This is a genomic window from Cesiribacter sp. SM1 (assembly GCF_020178975.1).
In the GTDB taxonomy this organism is placed as follows: Bacteria; Bacteroidota; Bacteroidia; order Cytophagales; family Cyclobacteriaceae; genus Cesiribacter.
Genome location: NZ_JAHXBU010000091.1, coordinates 168,857 through 190,985 on the forward strand (window position 1 = coordinate 168,857; position 22,129 = coordinate 190,985).

General features: G+C 49.2%; 17 protein-coding genes. 14 read left to right on the top strand and 3 right to left on the bottom strand.

What is annotated here, in order from left to right:
- The first annotated feature begins 121 nt into the window (after positions 1 to 121).
- The 11 genes from KWJ01_RS18670 (at position 122) to KWJ01_RS18720 (ending at position 12,909) form a co-directional block, all read left to right on the top strand.
- Positions 122 to 937 carry an SDR family oxidoreductase gene (locus KWJ01_RS18670; RefSeq protein WP_224998524.1) on the top strand — a complete coding sequence of 272 codons (816 nt, stop codon included), beginning with the start codon at positions 122 to 124 and terminating at the stop codon, positions 935 to 937.
- Between the two features lie 222 nt (positions 938 to 1,159).
- Entirely contained in the window at positions 1,160 to 1,723 is a 564-nt protein-coding gene (locus KWJ01_RS18675) for a peroxiredoxin-like family protein (RefSeq protein WP_224998526.1), read from the top strand.
- A gap of 291 nt (positions 1,724 to 2,014) precedes the next feature.
- Positions 2,015 to 2,551 (top strand): response regulator, encoded by a 537-nt coding sequence (locus KWJ01_RS18680; RefSeq protein ID WP_224998528.1) that lies wholly within the window; start codon positions 2,015 to 2,017, stop codon positions 2,549 to 2,551.
- Positions 2,552 to 2,614: 63 nt separating this feature from the next.
- Positions 2,615 to 3,046, top strand: a complete 432-nt coding sequence (locus KWJ01_RS18685; protein WP_224998530.1) for a response regulator — start codon at positions 2,615 to 2,617, stop codon at positions 3,044 to 3,046.
- A gap of 338 nt (positions 3,047 to 3,384) precedes the next feature.
- The gene (locus KWJ01_RS18690) at positions 3,385 to 4,086 is read left to right on the top strand and encodes a helix-turn-helix transcriptional regulator (protein WP_224998532.1); all 702 of its coding nucleotides are present in this window, start codon (positions 3,385 to 3,387) and stop codon (positions 4,084 to 4,086) included.
- Positions 4,087 to 4,428: 342 nt separating this feature from the next.
- A complete protein-coding gene (locus KWJ01_RS18695) occupies positions 4,429 to 5,736 on the top strand; it encodes an SWIM zinc finger domain-containing protein (protein ID WP_224998534.1) in 1,308 nt (435 codons plus the stop codon).
- Between the two features lie 2 nt (positions 5,737 to 5,738).
- The gene (locus KWJ01_RS18700) at positions 5,739 to 7,211 is read left to right on the top strand and encodes a DUF5691 domain-containing protein (RefSeq protein ID WP_224998535.1); all 1,473 of its coding nucleotides are present in this window, start codon (positions 5,739 to 5,741) and stop codon (positions 7,209 to 7,211) included.
- A 4-nt stretch (positions 7,212 to 7,215) separates the two neighbouring features.
- Positions 7,216 to 8,295, top strand: a complete 1,080-nt coding sequence (locus KWJ01_RS18705; RefSeq protein WP_224998537.1) for an AAA family ATPase — start codon at positions 7,216 to 7,218, stop codon at positions 8,293 to 8,295.
- Positions 8,296 to 8,520: 225 nt separating this feature from the next.
- Positions 8,521 to 10,851, top strand: a complete 2,331-nt coding sequence (locus KWJ01_RS18710; RefSeq protein WP_224998539.1) for a DUF5682 family protein — start codon at positions 8,521 to 8,523, stop codon at positions 10,849 to 10,851.
- Between the two features lie 23 nt (positions 10,852 to 10,874).
- On the top strand, positions 10,875 to 12,023 hold the full coding sequence (locus tag KWJ01_RS18715) for a VWA domain-containing protein (protein WP_224998541.1): 1,149 nt from the start codon (positions 10,875 to 10,877) through the stop codon (positions 12,021 to 12,023).
- A 76-nt stretch (positions 12,024 to 12,099) separates the two neighbouring features.
- A complete protein-coding gene (locus KWJ01_RS18720) occupies positions 12,100 to 12,909 on the top strand; it encodes an SDR family oxidoreductase (protein ID WP_224998543.1) in 810 nt (269 codons plus the stop codon).
- 100 nt (positions 12,910 to 13,009) lie between these two features.
- Here the strand turns inward: KWJ01_RS18720 and KWJ01_RS18725 are convergent, their stop codons facing one another.
- Together KWJ01_RS18725 and KWJ01_RS18730 are read right to left on the bottom strand one after the other, a co-directional pair.
- On the bottom strand, positions 13,010 to 14,665 hold the full coding sequence (locus KWJ01_RS18725) for an alpha-amylase family protein (RefSeq protein WP_224998545.1): 1,656 nt from the start codon (positions 14,663 to 14,665) through the stop codon (positions 13,010 to 13,012).
- A 102-nt stretch (positions 14,666 to 14,767) separates the two neighbouring features.
- Positions 14,768 to 15,484: a 3-ketoacyl-ACP reductase gene (locus KWJ01_RS18730; protein WP_224998547.1), complete on the bottom strand. Its 717-nt coding sequence runs from the start codon at positions 15,482 to 15,484 to the stop codon at positions 14,768 to 14,770.
- 196 nt (positions 15,485 to 15,680) lie between these two features.
- Here KWJ01_RS18730 and KWJ01_RS18735 point away from each other — a divergent pair, with 196 nt between their 5' ends.
- Positions 15,681 to 15,899: a FeoA family protein gene (locus KWJ01_RS18735; RefSeq protein WP_224998548.1), complete on the top strand. Its 219-nt coding sequence runs from the start codon at positions 15,681 to 15,683 to the stop codon at positions 15,897 to 15,899.
- Positions 15,896 to 18,037 carry a ferrous iron transport protein B gene (gene feoB, locus KWJ01_RS18740; RefSeq protein ID WP_224998549.1) on the top strand — a complete coding sequence of 714 codons (2,142 nt, stop codon included), beginning with the start codon at positions 15,896 to 15,898 and terminating at the stop codon, positions 18,035 to 18,037. Before KWJ01_RS18735 ends, feoB begins: the two co-directional genes overlap by 4 nt.
- Positions 18,038 to 18,062: 25 nt before the next feature.
- Here feoB and KWJ01_RS28075 read toward each other — a convergent pair whose 3' ends face one another.
- Positions 18,063 to 18,350, bottom strand: a complete 288-nt coding sequence (locus KWJ01_RS28075) for a hypothetical protein (protein WP_255651141.1) — start codon at positions 18,348 to 18,350, stop codon at positions 18,063 to 18,065.
- A gap of 447 nt (positions 18,351 to 18,797) precedes the next feature.
- Here KWJ01_RS28075 and KWJ01_RS18750 point away from each other — a divergent pair, with 447 nt between their 5' ends.
- Complete coding sequence (locus tag KWJ01_RS18750; protein WP_224998551.1) at positions 18,798 to 22,043, top strand: PA14 domain-containing protein; 3,246 nt, start codon at positions 18,798 to 18,800, stop codon at positions 22,041 to 22,043.
- Positions 22,044 to 22,129: the final 86 nt, after the last annotated feature.

The following is a 22,129-nucleotide window of genomic DNA, read 5'->3' on the forward strand; positions in this document are numbered from 1 at the left end:
ATTGTTAAGTATTTAAAAGACTCGCATACATTACAATACAGCCAGGCATGAACAACTTTTTATATCTTTGCCACAACATAAGCATATTTTGATCTCCATTTACCCCTCAAGCCCAAGAAAAATGAATGCACTTTTTTCAGTAACTGACAAAGTAATAGTTGTAACAGGCGCTACCGGTGTGCTGGGTAAAGAAATGACTACCTTCCTGGCGCAGGCTGGTGCCAGGGTAGGTATACTGAGCAGGAACGAAAATAAGGTTGCAGACTTTGTAAAGGAACTGAAAGATCAGGGACTGCAGGCATTTGGCCTGGTAGCAGATGTGCTGCACAAAGCCTCCCTGGCAGAAGCCTGCAAAAGTGTAGCGCAGCAGTGGGGCAAGCTGGATGTGCTGCTGAACGTGGCCGGCGGCAACATGCCCGGGGCCGTCATTCGGCCCGATCAGTCTGTCATCGATCTTTCTACCGATGATTTGAAAAAGGTAATGGAGCTGAATTACCTGGGCACCGTATTACCCACGCAGGCATTTCTCCCCCTGATGCTTCAGCACAACAAAGGAAATATCATCAACATTTCTTCAGTCTCTGCCCAAAAGCCACTCACACGGGTAATGGGCTACTCATCTGCCAAGGCCGCAATCGACAACTACACCCAGTGGATGGCCGTTGAGCTGGCACGTAAACATGGCGAAGGCTTCCGGGTAAATGCCATTACTCCCGGCTTTTTCCTCACAGAACAAAACCGCACCCTGCTTACCAACAGCGATGGCAACCTAACAGACCGTGGCAAGACCATCAAAGAACATACCCCTATGGCCCGTTTTGGAGAGCCATCCGATCTGAATGGTACATTGCTCTGGCTCTGCAGCGATGCTTCCCGCTTTGTAACCGGTGCTTGTGTACCTGTTGATGGAGGCTTCAGCGCATTTTCAGGTGTATAAACAGATAGTACTGGCTAAGATGCGCTTGTTGCACACACTGTTGTACACGTGCAGCATTGTGCTGCACGTGTACAACAGGCATGGTCATGAAAAATATTTCAGCTCAGTAAGCTAATCGGAGATCCGGTTCGTCCAGACTTTACGTATATCGGTTGTGCGATTCAGGCAGCATATAAAACTGCCGCCACAAACAAAAAGATAACAGATTAACTCCTCCTCCTCATGATGATGCAAAAAGACACCATTGCCCCTGCCTTCAATTTAAAAGATGTGTACGGCAGAATGATCAACCTCCATGACTATAGCGACAAAAAAGTATTGATAGCTTTTTTCAGACATGCTGGCTGTCCCTTCTGCAACCTAAGAGTCCATACCCTTTCCAAAGCTCACCAGGAGCTTAAGGAAAAAGGTTTGGAGATGATTTTCTTTTTTGAATCAAAGGAGAACATCATTTTAAGAAGCAGCTTTCACCAGGGTGTTTCTCCCATCCCCATTATTTCTGATCCGGAAAAAGTATGGTACAATACCTACGGACTGGAGCACTCCGGCTATAAGTCTGCTGTTAGCCACCTGACCAGCTTTGTGCAAACAGCCATCAAGGCTAAAATAAAAGGCGTACCCATGCACCCCATGGCCGACGGAGAATCCATCAGCACCATGCCGGCAGAGTTCCTGCTGGATCCAGGGCTAGTAATCAGGGATTTTCATTATTCCCAGCGGCTCAACGACCGCATGCGCCTCAACGATATCAAAACCTTCGCGGAAGGATCACTGCAACCTGCTTAACACATGCAATCACGGTAAATAAAGCATCAACTTTTATTCTTCCCGTGATCAGAGTTCCACACACAGCTGCGTGCGCTTAATAGAGGCGTTTAAATATGCTAACAGCTCCTGATCCCTGCTGCTTTCAAAACATCTCGCAAAAAAAATACTTTCAGGCTGTAGCCCTATTAAAAAAATAACCGTAATAGAGGTAGCTGTTCTTCTGCCAGGGCAACTGCACCTGGCATTGAAGCTGTTACAGCCATTTGAGAATAGATTAAGAAGAAGCAGGGATCAGGAGCTGATTTTTACATGAAAAAATTAAATAATATTTTATTGATAGATGATGATGCTATTTGCAGCTGGATAAACCGGGTGATGCTGGAAGAGATGCAGGTAGCGGAAAATGTTGAATGTATCAACGATGGTAAATCGGCCATTGAATATTTACAGAAAAACTGCTCCAGTGAGGCAGGATCAGATAAGTCCTGTCCGGACCTGATTCTGCTTGACTTAAACATGCCCGGTATTGATGGATTTGATATATTGGAAAAACTTAAGCACACAGCCGGCTGTGAATCTTTAAGCAGTGAAAGAGTAGTGATTCTTACCACCTCCATGCACCAGAAAGACCTGGAAAAAGCAAGGAGCTACAATGTGTACAGTTACCTCACAAAGCCACTCACAGAGGTTAAAATAAACGGAATTCTGGAAAGCCTGGTGAGCCGGCAGGACAAAGTAGCTACCGAACAGAAGGAAAAACAGGGGGCCTCCCTGCCGGCAGACCGTAAATCGACTGACAGGCCTGCTGGCGCTGCCAATACCTTCAAAAAAAACAAATTGAATTAAACATACTGATGAAGGTTTACCCACAGATAAAGTAAATGGGGCATTATTTTTTAAACTATCAGCATGAAAAAAATAAACAATATTATATTCATTGAAGACGATGAGATCACCTGCTTCCTGAATAAAGCAATTGTTGAAGAGATGGAAGTAGCTGAAAATGTTCACTGTCTCGATGATGAAGAAGCGGCACTTGAATATTTAAAGGAACAGTGCTCCAACCGCAGCGCCGGTGCTGATCCATGTCCGGAGCTGATTTTCCTTGACCTGAACCTGCCATTTCTGAATGCCTTTGAGTTTCTGGAACGGCTGGAGCGTATGCCGGAAATTGAGGTGGAACGCCTCTTTATTGTATTGCTCACCGCCTCATGGGATGTTCGTGATATGGAAAAGGCCAAGCAATACAATATCCAGGGCTTTCTGAACAAGCCCCTCACCCATGAAAAGATACAGCAGGTGATCCTGACCTTCAATAACAGTATTTATGCCAGGGGATAGTCTGTTTTTTAATCTTATTAAACTACTTCCAATTGAATGATTATTTATCCCTGGGAGTACCGTGAGGGATAAAACTGCGCAGCTGCAAAAAGAAACACCGGCTAAACCCCTGAACCTCAACAAAAAATAGTTAAATCTACTGATGAAATAACTAAGCCGCCTGTACATGATGCTTAGGGGATCAGCCCCCTAATTACGATCAGCAAAAGTCAGTTAGCAGCTTAAACTTCTTTTTCACTGCTAAAAACCATGCATTAGGCTTAGTAAATACTAATATTAATACTTGCCAGAATTATATATATTAAGCCTGTTTTATCCTCAATTATTAGCTGGCCTCTATGCACAACAAGAACATTGATGCTATTGACACTGGTGATTTAAGAAGCAGAATTGATTCAAAGATCGCTGAAATTGCAGTAGTAGCTGATTGTTTGCCTGCCGTGGTGATCATTCATAATATAAGAACCCTCTCTGTTGAATATATGTCTCCCAAAGGCCTTAAACAGCTGGGGCTAAGTCTGGAAGAGGTAAAAGCAATGGGAACCGAGTACCATACGAAGTTCTTCAATCCCGAAGACAATAAGGAGTATGTTCCTAAAATAGTAGGCCTGCTGGAGCGAAACAATGGTGACGAATCTATTTCCTTTTTTCAACAGGTAAGGGCTGCTGAAGCACATGCCTGGGAATGGCATTTCAGTTCTGTAAAAATATTGATGCGCGACGATGAAGACCGCCCCCTGCTTACTATTACACTGGCCTCCCCGGTAGATCCAAGCCAGCATGAAACAAGCAAGGTGGAGCGCCTGCTGGAGGAGAAGAACTTTTTCAGAATCAACCTCCAGCGCTTTATGCAGCTCTCCAAGAGAGAACTGGATATTTTACGGCTGCTGGCCTTAGGCAAAAGTGCACTGGAAACCGCCAAAGAACTATCCATAGCCGATGCAACCGTGGAAACCCACCGGAAAAACATCAGGAAAAAGTTAGGCGTCAGCTCCTTCTACGAGCTGGGGCAATACGCCCGTGCCTTTGACCTGATCTGAGCTTTCAGCCAGCCATTCAATACCCACTATATACTTGAGCCCTCTGAAGGGTGATTATAGAAGTCAAAAGCAAATATCTGACTGCCAGCTGATCTGTATTTACTCCTGCCTCTTATATTCAGAGAGGTAGCTGCTGCCTCTTCAGCAGCAGCTCATCCGCAATGGGCCCGGATCAACAGAAATTAGATTTCCGCCAGCACATGTTGGATGATCTGCAGAATATCAATTTCAGCAATAAACTCTGGTTCCAAACAATAGCAAAACTCCCGTCCATTTCTTACCTTGGTTTGGGTGTGGCAATGGCAGAAACACAGGCTGCTGCGCCTATTCGCCCTTCTCTCTATGCAGTTTACTGAAGATCAGATCATACAACTTTCACCTGATGCTGCCTCTACCAAGGCAGGGCAGCAGCTTGCTACTACGGCCAAATGGGTAGCCCGCCATGCGCACGAAAGAGCCTTGTGGGGCGATTGCCAGGGCAGCGGCAAAAATCCCTACCGCACTGTTATTGACCTCAGCAATATTGCTTTTAAATGCTCCTGCCCCAGCCGAAAATTTCCGTGCAAGCATGGGCTTGGACTCTTTCTGCTCTATGCTAAAAACAAAGAAGCCTTTACACGGGAAGAAAACCTTAGTGCCGATGTAGAAGAATGGCTGGGCAAGCGTGAAAGCAGGGCGGTGGCCAAAGAGGTAAAAGAAGGTACTACGCCTGATTCCAAAGCCAAAGAAAAGCGCGCAGAGGAGCGGGAGAAGAAAGTATCTGCAGGGCTGGAAGAGCTCCGCATGTGGCTGAAGGACCTGGTGCGGGGTGGCATTATGCACATTCCGGGAGATGCTTATAAGTTCAACCAGGCCATCACCGCCCGCATGGTAGATGCCCAGGCCGGAGGCGTTGCCGGCATGCTGCGCCGCTTAAGTAATATCAATTATTACCAGGATGGCTGGCAGCAGCCATTCTTAAAAAAAATCGCCAGCCTTTACCTGCTAACAGAAGCCTATAAGCAGCTGGAAAGCTGCAGTGATTTGCCTGCCGAAGACATCCGTTCTCTAATTGGCTGGTCCACGCCAAAAGAACAGGTTCTGCAGCAGGATGGAGTTAAGGATCAGTGGCTGGTGTTGGCCAAGAGCAGCGAAGTGGACGACCGGCTCACCATAGAACGTACCTGGCTCTGGGGCTGCAAAACAGAAAAGTTTGCCCTGCTTCTGAATTTCTACGCCCCCGGCCAGCTCCCGGGTGCCAGCTCCGTGGAAGGCAGCATGCTGGAGGCAGAACTGGCTTTTTACCCTTCTGCCCTCCCCTTACGGGCACTGATAAAAGAGCAGCATGCCACCAAGCCTATTCCTGAACCGCTGCTTAGCCGCAGTTTCAGCGATCTGGAACAGGAGCAGGCAGTTAGTCTGTCTGTACTTCCGTTCATAGATCAACTCCCCAAATGGCTTAGCCCTGCCCGGATATTCATGCAAAAGGGTAGCTGGTTTTTAGCCGATAGCAATAATAAAACCGCCCGCCTGCTGAATGCAGAAGATGACTGCTGGAAGACCCTTTCCATTAGTGGCGGTGAAGATTTTACTGCTTTTATACTCTATGAACCCGAAGGCATCTGGCTCATGGCCCTATGGTTCAATCACACCTACCACACCTTATCATAAGCATGCTGCAGGAAATCATTAAAACAGCCATGATTGGCACGGAGAAGTATTTACCTGCTCCGGACACTGCACTCATGCAGGAGGTAACGGAAAAAATTACAGCTACCCGGGAGGATAAAGAAGATGCTTTTCTGAAGCTCACCGCTGCTTACCTGCTACTGCAGGAAGCTGGTAAACAGCTGCCCGTAAATGATTACAGGCATGCTACGGCCCCTCCTGACAACAGGCCCCAGCTTTCTGCAGATTCAGCTTCGCTCATCAACCAGCTGCTGAAAACCAATGAGGAGGCTCTGCTGGCATACGCCCTGCACCGGGTGGCTGCCAGCGGAAAAGTGGTGCGCCCTGAGCTGGTGCCTGCCCTTTTGAACAAAGCAGCTGCACGAAAAGACAACAGCCTGTACCTGCAGGTGTGCGGTGAGCGCGGCCCCTGGCTGGCGCGCCTCAGTGAACAGTGGAAAATGCTTTACCTGGGCACCAACGAAGACATCTGGCAAACCGGCACCTCAGCCCAGCGCAGGGAGTACCTGAATGCTGTCAGAAAAACGGATCCGCAGCTGGGCAGGGCATTATTAGCAGGGGTAATTGAGCAGGAAAGTGCCAACCTACGCTACGAACTGCTCAACCAGCTTATTGTGGGATTATCTGCCGACGATGAAGCTTTTCTGATTAGCCAGACCAAAGACAAAAGTCAGAAGGTAAAGCAAACTGCTTACACACTCTTAAAACTACTGCCCCAGTCGGCCATCAGCAGGCAATATGCAACTTTCTTAAAGGAAGCACTGCTGCTGAAGGAAGAGCGCGTACTGCTGATAGGAAAGAAAAAGCTTTTTGAGGTAAACAAAGACATAGCTTATCCGCAGGCGCTGGCCGACAGCGGACTTGAAAAAATGAGCAGCCAGAAAGGGATTGAGGATAGGGATTACTGGGTAGCGCAGGCAATTGAACACCTGCACCCCCATTTCTGGCAGAAGTCCTACGGCCTTACTGCAGATCAAACGGTGCAGCTGTTCATGGAGCACAAGCAAAAAGAGCTATTCCTGACTTCACTGATCCATGCCGCATTTCTACACAAGCACCAGCCACTGGCGCATGCCCTGCTCCGCCAGCATGCAGTCTCCCATCCATCAATCCTGCAAGTGCTGCCGCTACAGGAACGATGGAGCTATGCAGCACAGTTTACAGATAACAGCTCCAATGCTGCGCAGTTGCTGCCCCTGCTGATGGACGAGGCCTATGTGCCTATACCCGCCGGGCTGTGCCGGAAACTACTGGAGATTTTCATCCATAAACCTTATGATGTTAGCCAGCCCCTTTACCACAGCTGGGCACTTTACATGCCTGCCGGGCTTCTGCCCTATCTGCAGGAGCTGGCAAAGATTGAATCAGAGCACTACCAGCAGCGCTTCTTCCGCAATGTAGTAACGGAAATGAGCCGCATCATCGAAACCAGAGAACAATTAAACGCATCGATATAAACCTATGCAGAACGTATTACGTCAGCACGCCGAACAACAGTTTGCAGAAGAACTGGAGGAGCTGAAAAAACAGGATACCCAAACAAAGCCCCTCAACTGGCTGCTATCGCCGCAGGCGGTGGTTACCTACCTGGTGGGTGGCAAGCTGGCCAATGGCTACCACATCATGCCTAAATACATCGGCAACAGGCGCCTCATGGAAATTGCCGTAGCCACCCTTACTACCGACAGGGCCCTGCTGCTGTACGGATTGCCGGGCACCGCCAAGTCTTGGGTATCGGAGCACCTGGCGGCCGCCATCTCCGGAGACTCTACCCTGCTGGTGCAGGGCACTGCTGGCACCGGCGAGGAAGCCGTACGCTATGGATGGAATTATGCCCGCCTGCTGGCAGTAGGTCCCGTGCCCGATGCGCTGGTAGAAACCCCTGTGATGCGCGCCATGAAGGATGGTAAAATTGCACGGGTGGAAGAGCTTACCCGCATTGGCTCAGACGTGCAGGACACGCTCATTACCATTCTTTCAGAAAAAACCCTGCCCATTCCCGAGCTAAACACAGAGGTGCAGGCGGTAAAAGGCTTCAATGTAATAGCCACGGCCAACAACCGCGACAAAGGCGTAAATGACCTCTCCAGCGCCCTTAAACGCAGGTTCAATACCGTAATTCTGCCGGTACCCAACACCCTGGAGGAAGAAGTGGAGATTGTACAGCAGCGGGTAAACAGCTTCAGCAAAACCATGGAGCTACCCCTGGAGAAACCCATTGGCGAAGAGGTTAAGCGAATTGTAACCATCTTCCGGGAGCTGCGCAGTGGCCTTAGCCTCGATGGCAAGAACAAGCTAAAATCGCCCTCCGGCACCCTGAGTACCGCCGAAGCCATTTCGGTAATGAACAGCGGCATTGCCCTCTCCCACCATTTTGGCGACGGAAGCATTAAAGCCGACGACCTGGCCTCCGGCATACTGGGAGCCGTGGTGAAAGACCCGGTGCAGGATAAAATTGTATGGCAGGAATACCTGGAAACTGTTATGAAGCAGCGCGAAGGCTGGAAAGACATCTACCGCTCCTGCAGGGATATGATGTAGAGGTGAGAGGTATGGAGTATGAAGTATGAGGTAAGGCGTGGCTGGTTTCAACTGAACTACTGCAAAAGCTGATACTCAATTTCAATGAAAGGCAAGGCTGAAATATAATCTGTTAATCTTTTACTGATACCGCATACTCCATACCCGAAAACTGATACCAATACCATAGCGGCAGATCGTCATAAGGCTCAATCCTCATACCTCATACCTGACACCCCCCTCCCCATGCCCCTACACCTCTTAGGCATACGACACCACGGACCTGGCTCTGCGCGCAATGTAAAAGAAGCGCTGGAGCAGCTGCGGCCTGATATCATACTCATTGAGGGTCCTCCTGAAGGTGAGGCCCTGCTGCAGTGGGCGCTGCACGAAGAAATGCAGCCGCCCGTTGCCCTGCTCGTTTACAGGCCTGACAATCCGCAGGATGCAACCTTCTACCCCTTTGCCGAATATTCACCTGAGTGGCAGGCCATCTGTTATGGGCGGCAACACCATATTCCCGTCCGCTTTATCGACATTCCGCTGGCGCATGAGTTTGCCCTGCGCGAAGCTGAAAGAGTCCGGCAGGAGGCCCCATCAGAAGATGGAGGAGCCGATGGTATTGAAAGGCAGGAAGATCTTACTGACGAAAGTGAGCTACGCAATGGTACACAGCCTGGCACAGCCCTGGTGACTGAGGCCTTAGCTGATGAGTTGTTAGAAGAACTACCAGAACCAGATGTATACCGGAACCCTATCCGCTACCTGGCAGAGGCTGCAGGCTATGCCGATCCCGAGGTATGGTGGGAGCAGCAGTTTGAGCTGCGCAGGGGAAGCCTGGAAACCTTCGATGCACTGGCAGAAGCCATGCAGGCCCTGCGGGATACACTCCCGCTGAAAGAGGACCGCAGGGAACAGCTCAGGGAAGCCTTTATGCGCAGAGCCATTCGCAACGCACAAAAGGAAAAGTGGGAAAATATTGCAGTAGTATGCGGTGCCTGGCATGTACCTGCCCTGCAAAACATGCCCTCTCAAAAAGCCGACGATGCCCTGCTGAAAGGGTTGCCCAAAGTAAAGGCAGATGCCACCTGGATTCCCTGGACCAACAGCCGACTATCGTATGAAAGTGGCTACGGGGCAGGCATTGACTCCCCCGGCTGGTACACCCACCTCTGGAACAGGTCCCAGGACGACGGCACAGAATGGCTCGTGCATGTGGCCAGGGTCTTCAGGGAGCAGCGTATGGATATTTCTTCTGCCCATGTAATTGAAACCCTCCGGCTGGCACATGCCCTGGCTTCCATGCGCCAGCTGCACCGTGCAGGCCTGCATGAATATAACGAGGCCGTGCAATCGGTGATGTGCATGGGCGATGGTGCGCTGCTCCAGCTGGTGTGGCGTGAGCTTATTGTGGGCCACCAGACCGGCAGCACACCAGCCGATGCCCCACAGGTACCCCTGCAGCGCGACCTGGAAATCTGGCAGAAAAAGCTGCGCCTGAAAGCCCAGGATGCCCCGAAACTGCTGCAGATTGACCTGCGGGACGAAAGCGGACTGCAAAAAAGTATTTTGCTGCACCGGCTGCTCCTGCTGGAGGTGCCCTGGGGGAGTAAACGAGCAGCTGCCGGTAAAGGCACTTTCAAAGAAGAATGGGAGCTGTACTGGAAGCCCGAGCTAAGCATTAACCTGCTGGAAAAAGCAGCCTGGGGCAACACCATTGAAGAAGCCGCCAACGCATTATTAGGAGACAGGGCAGCCAAAGCACAGCAGCTATCGCAGCTAACCAGGCTGATGGAAAACACGCTGCCTGCAGAATTACCAGCCGGTGTAGCCCTGCTCATGCAACGCATGGACCAGCTGGCAGCCAGCACCTCCGATGTAGGGGAGCTGATGCAGGCCTTTCTGCCGCTGGCACAGGTACGGCGCTATGGTAATGTACGCAACACCAATACCAGCACCATTGCCCTGATCATGGATTCGCTGCTGGCGCGCATTATAGCAGGCCTGCCCCCTGCCTCCAGCGGCATCGATGAAGAAACAGGCGCCGCACTGGCAGCACTGATGGTGCAGATGAACAGCGCCATTCTGCTGCTGGAAGAGGAAGAATACCGCAGTCTCTGGTATGAGGCTTTGGAAAAGATCATGGATACCCACCAGGCAAATGCTTTAGTCTGCGGCAGTTGCTGTAAACTGCTGCACGATGCACAGGAGATCGATGAGCTAAGGACTGCACAGGAGTTTAGCAAAGCCCTTTCGGCAGGTACCGATCCTGCCTATGGCGCATCATGGATCGAGGGTTTCCTGAAGGAAAGCGCCACCACACTGATACTTGATGACCGCATCTGGCAAATTGTAGACGAGTGGCTGGGAGAATTACAGCCCCAGCTGTTCCAGGAGGTGGTGCCCGTTTTGCGCCGCACTTTTTCAGAATATACCAATACTGAAAAAAGGCAGCTGGCCCAAAAAGCAAAAGCAGGTGGCACTGCCACAACCACTACAATACAGCGCGAAAACCTGGATGAAGCCCGGGCCAGGACATTACTGCCCCTTTTCTACAAAATGATTGGTGCTGAATAAATAAGGCGATTAGGCTTAAGCAAATGAACGAAGAAAAATTAAAAAGATGGCGCCTGGTGCTGGGCAGCGAAACCAAAGAAGAGCTGCCAATGGAGCTATCGCAGCTGGAGGGTGGCATCGATAAAACCCTGGAGGCACTGTACAACGGCAGCCGCAGAGGTGGTTTGGGAGCCTCCTCCCCTAATGTTGCCCGCTGGCTGGGCGATATCAGGGAGTACTTTCCCGGCACCGTGGTGAAGATCATGCAGCAGGATGCCCTTAAGCGCCTCAACCTTACCTCCATGCTCATGGAACCCGAAATGCTGGAGGCGGTAGTACCCGATGTGCACCTGGTAGCCAACCTCATGACCCTAAGCCGGGTAATACCCGAAAAAACCAAAGACACCGCCCGGCAGGTAGTGCGCAAAGTTGTGGATGAGCTGATGCAAAAGCTGGCAGCCCCAACCCAGCAGGCTATTACAGGTAGCTTAAACCGCTCCACCCGCAGCCGCAGGCCTCGCCATAATGAAATAGACTGGCCCACCACCATCCGTAAAAACCTGAAGCACTACCAGCCCGAGTACAACACCATTATTCCGGAAGTGCGCATTGGCTTTGGCCGCAAGCGTAAAGCCCTTAAAGACATTGTGCTGTGCATTGATCAGAGCGGCTCCATGGGCAGCTCGGTGGTGTACTCAGGCATATTTGGCGCAGTAATGGCCTCTATTCCTGCTGTTAATACCAAAATGGTGGTGTTCGATACTGCCGTTGCCGATTTAACCGAAGAGCTGCAGGACCCTGTGGAGCTCCTGTTCGGGGTACAGCTGGGTGGCGGTACTGATATTCACCAGGCCCTAAGCTATTGTCAGCAGATCATCACACGGCCAACAGATACTGTGCTGGTGCTTATTACCGATCTGTACGAAGGGGGCAATGAAAAAGAAATGAAGAAAACCGCTGCCCAGCTGGTGAACAGCGGCGTACAGGTGGTTACCCTACTGGCGCTTAACGACAGCGGGGCTCCCTCCTACGATCATCAGAATGCAGAATATTTTGCCTCTATCGGCATCCCGGTATTTGCCTGCACACCAGATCTGTTCCCGGACCTGATGGCCAGCGCCCTCAGTAAACAGGACATCAGCCAGTGGGCAGCCATGCAGTCTATCAAGCTGGCATCGGCACACAGCGCTTGAGCGGATAGCACATCAAACCCATAAGCATTGGTTTCGTAGACTCTTTTATAGAATTAAAAACATAAAAGAAGAAACCATGTCAAATAGTAATAAATATGCCCTGATCACAGGAGCAACACAAGGGATAGGTTTTGAGCTGGCAAAATTGTTTGCTAAAGACCAGTATAACCTGATTATAGTAGCACCCGAACAGCAGGAGCTCGATAAAACAGCCTCAGAGCTAAAGCAGCTGTATGATATTGAGGTAGTAAGCATTGCCAAAGACCTTTTTAAACGCGAAGCCCCTTTTCAGATTTATGATGAGGTAAAAGCCAAAGGCATAAAGGTAGATGTGCTGGTGAATAATGCAGGGCAGGGTCAGTACGGTGAGTTTGTGGATACTGATATCAACAGAGAGCTGGATATCATTCAGCTGAATATTGGTGCCTATGTAACCCTCACTAAAAAGTACCTGCAGGAGATGGTTGTGGCCAATGATGGCAAGATCCTGCTGGTTTCTTCCATTGCAGGCGAAGTGCCAGGTCCGCTGCAGGCAGTGTATCACGGTACCAAAGCTTTTATTACTTCCTTTGCCGAGGCTATTCAGGAAGAAAACAAAGAAACAAATGTAACGATTACCTACCTGATGCCCGGTGCCACCGATACCGACTTTTTCAGAAAAGCAGATATGGAAAACTCCAAGATGGTACAGGATGGCAGCCTGGCCGATCCGGCAAAAGTTGCCAAAGATGGCTATGATGCCCTGATGTCGGGAGATGAGAAAATCATTTCTGGCTTTAAGAACAAAGCCATGGTAGCTGGCACCAAGCTTATATCTGATGACCTGGCTGCAAAAGCCATGCATAAGCAAATGGAACCTAAAGACAAAGAAAAGAGCAAAGCTTAGTCAGCCTAAGCAAATAGTTAAAGCAAAAGCCCCGGAACGTGTCCGGGGCTTCTTTTATGGGTTTAGCATTGGGTTGCCCCTAAAGTAAACTGCTCAAAGTTTAACTATTTTTTTTATGAAAGGAATGCTCGAGATTACCAGCCCGGAACCACCGATAACCGAAAGCATCCAGGGTAATATTGTGTATCCCGCTGTCTTCGGCAACACTTTCGTACTCAACCATCAGGTCTACGAGTTTTGTTTCTCCATCACGCTCAAGTTTCAGGCTTACTTCATGGGCTTTTTCGTCGAAATTATGGAGAATAACCAGGGAGCTCCCCTTCCAGTTATAGTGCATGCACAGCACCTGTTCAACACCAGTGTCCAGTATCTTCCAGTCTCCCCAGCCAATTTCGGTGCACTCCTGGCGCAGCCTGATGAGCGTCGTCATCCAGTTGAGCATAGAATCCGGTGTGCGGCGCTGGTTTTCTACATTCACGTGCTTGTAACCATAAGGCCCTTTGTCAATAACAGGATGCACCAGCTCATCGGCCTTCGAAAATCCTGCCTGCGGACTTTCTGACCACTGCATGGGGGTGCGTACAGCATTCCGTTCCTCCAGCTCCAGGTCATCACCCATGTTTATTTCGTCTCCATAGCGAATTACAGGTGCACCCGGCAGAGAAAATATCAGGCTATAGGCCAGTTCTGTCTGCTGCCTGTTGCCAAGCATGGTGGCTAAACGCCGCCGTATGCCCCGCCCGTACAGCTGCATATGTTCTTCGGGAGCAAAGCGGGCAAATACTTTTTGGCGCTCCTCGTCTGAAAGCCTCCCAAGGTCAAGCTCATCGTGGTTACGCAAAAAATGAGCCCACTGGTTAGTGGGTATATCTATCCTGGTTTCCTCCAGTGCCTTGATCAGCGGTTTGGTTTCACCCGTGGCAAGGGCGTAAAACAGGTACTGGTTAACATAAAAATTAAACATCATGTGAATACCGTTTCCTTCATTACCAAAGTAATCCTTGGTATCCTCTGGTTTTACGTTAGCCTCGCCCAGTAAAATGGCATCGCCCCTGCGCCACTGTAAGAATCTTCGTATCTCACGCAGGTATTCAAACCTGATCTCCTTGCTGGTTTCTCCCGGATTCTGTGTTTCCAGCAGAAAAGGAACAGCATCTACCCGAAAGCCTGCCACCCCCAGCTCCAGCCAGTAGCCTATAATACGGGTAATTTCTTCTCTTACTTCCGGATTATCTATGTTCAGGTCTGGCTGAAAGTGGTAAAAGCGATGATGGTAATAGGCTTTGGCTTTTTTATCATAGGTCCAGGTTGTTTTCTGAACACCTGGAAAAACCATACCCTCATCCCAGTCTTCGGGTTTCTTTTTAGACCATACATACCAGTCGCGGTGCATGGCATCTTCACTGCTGCGGGCATCCTGAAACCACAGATGCTGATCAGAAGTATGGTTTACCACCAGGTCTATGATTACCTTGATGCCTCGTTTTTTGGCCTGATGCATAAACTCCACAAAGTTACCACTGGAGCCATGGCGGGGATCTACCCCATAATAGTCTTTGATGTCGTAGCCGTTGTCATGGTTAGGTGTTGGCTGAAAGGGTGCCAGCCATACCGTATCCACTCCCATGGCATGAAGATAATCCAGGCGCCGGGTAAGGCCCTCGAAATCGCCAACACCATCTCCATTCAGATCCATGAAGGTTTCAAGGTCAAGACTGTAGATGATTGCATTTTTGTACCATAAGTCTCCTATCATAGTTTGATGGCTGTTGAAAAATGAGTTAAACATTGTTGATCCTGATGTTACAGCTCATGTGGCTGCATTAAAGCTGCAATTGAATGATATGACAAAGGCAGTTTAGGGGTTCGTAGACCACATACCTGCCTCTTTGATAAATACACGGCGGTTCAGCTTCAGCTGGGCGATGATCAGTTCTGCCAGGTCTTCGGGGTGCATTACCTTCTCGGGGTCTCCGCCAATCAGGTTTTGGCTGTAGGCCAGGTCGGTTACAACGGTGCTGGGGGTTAAGGCACTAACCCGTATGTTGTGCTTCCGCACCTCCTGCATCAGGGACTCAGTTAAGCCCATAAGCCCGAATTTAGAAGCACTGTAGGCACTGGTAACAGCCGCACCACGCAAACCAGCGGTAGAGGAAATGTTGATGATGTCACCCTGTTTGCGCTCTATCATGTCTGGCAGTACGGCCCTGGTCATATAATACACCCCGAAAAGATTAACCTTAACATTGCGTTCCCATTCTTCGGGCTCCAGCTCCAGAAACTTACCAAAGCTTGCGGTACCGGCATTGTTGATGAGGATATCGATGCTGCCAAGCTCTTTCAGCACCTGCTCTACAGCCCCGTTTACTGCTTTTATATCGGCTACATCGGCAGTTACCACGGCGGCTTTCACCCCCTGTGCCTCTACTTCGGCTGCAACTTCTTTTAGCTGGCTAGCCGTTCTGGCCAGCAGGCCAACATTTACACCTTCGCGTGCAAGAGCAACTGCCACTGCCCGGCCAATACCTTTTCCCGCACCTGTTACAAGTGCATTCTTTCCCTTTAGAGATTCCATGTTTTCTTCTTGATAATATAGATGTCTGTTCTGTTGTGTAGAACATAGCCTGAAGATATATCAACAGGAGCTTCAGTAAAAAGTTATAGGCCCCGGATCGAAAAGCATTTCTATATTAGCGCTATTTATTTAGAATCTCTCTAAATAATAAGTAACTTGCGTTGAATGAAAACAGTGATGTTTTAGTTATCGGTGTATGACAACCTTAGACCAGTTGAAGCCCGGTGATAAAGCCACCATTACCAACATTAAGTCATCTGACTTAACCATAAAATTGCTGGAAATGGGGCTCCTGCCGGGTAAGACTATAAAATATAATTTTAAAGCTCCACTGGGATGTCCCATCTCAGTGCAGATATCCGGTTACAGCCTGTCGCTAAGGATAGACGAGGCACAACTAATTGAGGTGGCATGAGTACACAAACAGTTACAGCATCCCCGCCAAAGATTGGTAAGCCATCCATTACCCTTGCCCTGGTTGGTAACCCAAATTCAGGAAAAACCACCCTGTTCAACCTGCTTACCGGCCTTAACCAGAAAGTGGGCAACTATCCGGGTGTAACGGTAGAACGCAAAAGCGGGAAATGTACTTTAGGAGAAGACAAAGCTGCAGAAGTAATTGACCTGCCGGGCACGTACAGCATTTACCCCCGCTCCACAGATGAGCAGGTAGTGCTGGATGTGTTGCTGAACAAACAGGTAGACGACTATCCGGATGTGGTGGTGGCAGTTGCAGACATGAGTAACCTGGAAAGAAGCATGCTGCTGGTAACCCAGCTCCTGGATATGAACCTGCCGCTGGTGCTGGTTTTGAACATGGCCGACATGGCCAGTAAGCGTGGAATAGAAGTAGATACTGAAAAATTAAGCAAACTGCTGGGTGGCATTCCCATTGTTTGCATGAATGCCCGCAACGGACAAGGGCTGGCCAGGCTTAAAAAAGTGCTGAAGCAGGAAGTCAGTGCCAATGCTGCTCCGTTTTATAATGTACTTCCGCTTGCCCCGGAGGCTATTGCAGAAGCACGGCAGTGTTTTGACCGTAGTACCTATTATGAAGCCTACCAGCTGCTGCAACACACAGAAGGACTCCGCTTTCTGTCTCCGCTTGAAAAAGACCAGCTGGCCGCCATCAGGGACCATGGCAAAATAAACCCTGAAGCCCTGCAGATAGAAGAAACCAAAGCAAGGTATGCCAGGATTCAGCAGGTGCTGGAAAAGGCTATCAAGCGGCCCGATACTGATAGCAGCAGCTTTGCCTCGGCAAAGATAGACAAGTGGGTAACCCATAAAGTCTGGGGATACCTGATCTTCTTTGGCATTCTAACACTGGTGTTCCAGGCAATTTTTGCATGGGCATCTGTGCCCATGGATCTCATAGACATCCTTTTTGCCAGGGTTACAGAATTTTTACAGCAAAACCTCCCCGATGGCAGGCTTAGCAGGCTGCTGGTAGAAGGTATTTTACCGGGCATTGGCGGTATTATCATCTTTGTTCCGCAGATTGCCATTCTGTTCGTACTCATCGCTATGCTGGAAGAAAGCGGCTATATGGCAAGGGTGGTGTTTCTGATGGATAAACTGATGCGTAAGGTAGGCCTGAACGGCCGCAGCGTAGTACCCCTGATCTCAGGCCTTGCCTGTGCCGTACCGGCCATTATGGCTACACGCGGTATCGACAACTGGAAAGACCGCCTGATTACCATCTTTGTTACCCCTTTTATGAGCTGCTCTGCACGCCTGCCTGTTTATACAATTCTGATTGCCCTTGTAGTACCGGAAGAGCGGGTGTTGTGGTTTATAAACCTGCAGGGGCTGGCCCTTATGGGCATGTACCTGCTTGGCTTTGTAGCAGCCATTGTATCGGCCTTGCTGATGAAGCTGATCATCAAAACCAAAAAAAGTGGCTTCCTGATTATGGAGCTGCCGGCGTACCGCTGGCCGCGCTGGGGCAATGTGCTGCTGATGACGGTAGAAAAATCAAAGACCTTTGTATTTGAGGCTGGTAAAATAATACTTGCAGTTTCTGTTATACTATGGGTACTGGCCTCCTACGGCCCCGGTGACAGGATGGAGCAGGCAGAAAATGCTTATATAGCACAACACAGCGGCGAAGAAAACCTGGATGATAAACTTGCCTCTGTACGCCTGGAGCACTCCTACGCAGGTACCATAGGTAAATTTATGGAGCCTGTGATTGCTCCCCTGGGCTACGACTGGAAAATTGGCATTGCCCTGCTTTCTTCATTTGCAGCACGCGAAGTGTTTGTTGGTACCATGGCAACCCTCTATAGCGTGGGCAGCAGTGCCGACGACGAAAATACGATCAGGAGTAGGATGCAGGCCGAAGTTAATCCTGCCACAGGTGGCCCCAGGTTTAACCTTGCCGTTGCCTTTTCGCTCCTGGTATTCTACGCCTTTGCCATGCAATGCACCAGCACCCTGGCCATTGTTAAAAAGGAAACCAACAGCTGGAAATGGCCTTTGCTGCAACTCACTTACATGACTGCACTGGCCTATGTATCTGCCCTGCTTGTTTACCAAACCCTTTCGTAATATGATTCAGGATATTTTAGTCTGGCTACTTTTTATTATTGCACTGGGCTACATTGGTAAGCTCCTCTACAGCAACTTTAAGCCTAGTAAGGGGGCGGCCTGTCCCAGGGGCTGTGGCAGCTGCAGCGCAATCGACATAAAAAAAATAGAGGCACAACTCAGAGACAGGGCATAAAAGCCCTGTCTTTTTTTCACCCAATATTTTCTGTACGCCCTTCTGTCTCTTTAATTCACCGCAGGCATCAACTTTTTTTTGAGCTAAAGCACCTGCACTTAAAACCATACTGTAATCACCCACTATGCTTTCTTTCACGGGAGCATTTTTACCCAAAATTGTACTACTAAAGTATTAGCCGTTAGCAGCAAATCAGGAAAAATGCTTATTTCCTCCTTTTTTGTAAACTCCTGGCCCCAACATTACATTGCACATTCGCTCCACAGATTTCCCCACCATTGTACTATTCTGCTGTTTTGAGTACTAAAACAATTCAGGTCTGTAGAAGCCTTCCACAAAACTCAGGCTTAATTTAACTGCAAGGCAGCTTTCAAGACCACACATTTTTTAAACTACGGCATTTACTAACGATCTGTCCCAACAAAAGGCACGGCAATTTTTTCGTGAGCTGCATGGCTTTAATATTGCAATAGTTCAGCAAAAATCTCTTGATCAGGCACTTACAGGAAGCACAACACCCTGGTAAGGAGTCTCTCGCAGAAGCTGAAGCTACACTATTAAAACCATTGCTTTAAAGACGGCTGCATGAAAACATATTTATCTGCCAGATATTTAAAAGAATTTATTACAGGCTTTATCCTTACTGTTTTATTCCTTCTCTCCACCCCCCTACTGGCCCAGGACTGCGGATGCGACTATACCATTAGCACATCACAGGGTTATATCAAAGCCAGCGATGTACCAGCCATCAAACCTGGCAGCACAGTATGTATCAAAGCGGGTGTGCGCGGAAGACTGAAGCTGATGGGCTTCAAAGGCACAGCAGAACAGCCCATTACCTTTATCAACTGTGGCGGCAAAGTAATATTTGATAATACCACACAGGAGGGCACCTTCATATTCGAGAACAGCCGCTATTTCAGGGTTACAGGCAGCGGAGACCCTGCACATAAGTATGGTTTCCTGATCCGCACTGCCCCTAAGGGATCTGCCATGGGTGTTTCGGAAAGTGATTTTGAGATCGACCATGTTGAAATTGCCGATGCCGGCTTTGCAGGCATCATCTCTAAAATTGACCCCACCTGCACCAACAACCAGTATCACAGGGCTAATTTTACCATGCGCAATGTATCCATTCACGATAATTACATACACGACACCTATGGCGAAGGCATGTACATTGGCAGCACTTCCTATGGTGGAAAATCATCAAGCTGCGGCACCTTATACCCCCACGTGATAGAAGGTCTGCGTATCTACAACAATCGCATTGAAAATACAGGTGCCGATGGCCTGCAGGTTTCTTCCGCAACCAAAGATGTAGCGGTGTACAACAATACAATCTACCGTTATGGGCAGGATCCCTTCCAGTCGAGCCAGATCAATGGCCTGATGATAGGTGGCGGCAGCACCGGTAAATACTATAACAACAGCGTAATTGAGGGCAAAGGCATGGGTATCTGCAGCTTTGGCATTGCAGATCTGTACTTATACAACAATTTGGTGGTAAGGTCTGGCGGCGATGGTATCTTTATTGATGAGCGCACTCCTATTCTACCCAACAGCGGCAACCATGTACATAATAATACGGTTGTTTCCAGCGGCAAGTACAGCATTCGCATGCTTTCACGTAACTCGGTTGGGAACACCTTCTACAACAACCTGATGGTAGCACCCGGCACCCTTACCGCTACCAGCACAGGCTCCTACAACTACCTCAACATTGTGCACAGCGATATTAAGTACGTGCAGAGCAACAATGTTAATGCTGCCACTGTAAAGGATGCGTATTTTGTAGATGCCGCTACAGGCAATTACCAGCTACAGCAAACGAGCCCTGCCATTGATAAAGGCAAAACCCTCACCTACTTTAACTTCGATTTTAAGGGAACCTCACGCCCACAGGGCAGCAGCTACGATGCAGGTGCTTTTGAGTTCAGCGGCTCCGTACGTACCGATAATCAACTGCCTGTTGTTTCAGCAGGATCAGACAAGTCAGTCACGCTGCCAACCAACAGCATTACCCTTAGCGGCACAGCTTCTGATGCTGACGGCAGCATTGCCTCCACCACCTGGACTAAAGTAAGCGGACCTTCTGCCAGCATGAGCGGCGCTTCCACCCTTTCGCTCAAGCTTAGCAGCCTGCTGGAAGGTACCTATAACTTCCGCCTTACGGCCAAAGATAATGCCGGTGCCACCAAGACTGATGATGTGGTGCTAACTGTAAAGTCGCAGACCAGCTCTACCACTACCAATGGGCTCAGCTACAAATACTACACCACCACCAGTGGAAGCCCCTGGAAGGTACTGCCTAACTTCTCCAGTCTTACACCTGCCAAAACAGGTACCATCAGCAACTTTAGCCTGTCGCCTAAAACCCAGAGCAATTACTTTGCATTCCTCTACGAAGGGCAGATACAGATAGATGCAGCAGGTACTTATACCTTCTACACCTACTCCGATGACGGCAGCCAGCTCTTCATCAACGGAAATCTGGTAGCCAATAACGATGGTGCTCATGCTGCACAGGAAAGATCAGGCTCTGTTTACCTTGCTGCCGGTAAGCACAACATTAAAGTGACTTATTTTGAACATGTAAACGGAGAAACCCTGGCTGTGAAATACTCCGGCCCCGGCATCAGCAAGCAGACAATACCAGACAGTAAGCTATTCAAAGGGAGCAGCACCACCATCAATGCTGCACCTACTGTAAGCGCAGGATCAGACAAAACCATTACCCTGCCAACCAACAGCATTACGTTAAGCGGTACAGCTTCTGATGCTGATGGCACTGTTGCATCTGTAGCCTGGAGCAAAATAAGCGGCGCTACCGTTACAATGAGTGGTACTTCTACCCTTTCGCTTTCGTTAAGCAACCTGCTGGAAGGCACCTACACCTTTCGACTTACCGCTAAAGACAATGCCGGTGCTACCAGGTACGATGATGTGGTAGTAAATGTGAAGTCTTCAACCACCAGTTCGACCAATGGGCTGAACTATAAATACTACACTACCAGCAGCAGCAATCCCTGGAAACTGCTTCCTGACTTCTCTAAACTTACTGTTGTAAAAACCGGCACCATTAGTAACTTCAGTATTTCTCCCAAGACCCAGAGCGATTACTTTGGCTTTGTGTACGAGGGGCAGATTCAGATAGATGCTGCAGGCACCTATACCTTTTACGCTTACTCTGATGATGGCAGTCAGTTGTTCATTGATGGCTCTATGGTTGTAAACAACGATGGCACACACGGAGCACAGGAAAGATCAGGTTCTGTTTACCTGGCTGCAGGAAGGCACAGCATCAGGGTCACTTACTTCGATTACATCAACGGCGAAACACTGGCGGTTAAATGGGCTGGTCCGGGCATAAGCAAACAGACAATTCCAAATACCAGACTATTTACAGGAAGCAGTACAAGCACCTCCACCGCCTCTGTTGCTGCTGCGGGCACCGACAGCTACTCAGGCAGCACTTCCAGCTTCTCTACAGCAGATACTACAGACATAGAGGAGATCAGCACCGCCGGCAACGGCAGTACAGACTCTTTGCAGCTGGCCAGCAGCTTTGATGAAACACCAGCACTCACCGCTTACCCAAACCCCGCCTCAGATTACCTGGAGGTAGAATTAGGAAGCAGCTTCAGGGGCAAAGTAAATCTGCTGATCATTAATATGGCCGGGCAGCTGCAGTTTAGCAAGAGCCTGGATACCAGTGATGCTACCTCGCTAAGACTAAACCTGAACGAGGCACAGCTGCAGCCCGGCCTGTACATTCTGAAGGCCAGTGATGGACTTAGCAGCAAATCCCTCAAAATCATAAAAAAATAATTCTGAACTCTGACACTCGTTTCTAACAATGAAAAAGCCCCGGTAACGGGGCCTTTTTTTTTGCAGTAAGCTGTTACCGACAGCAA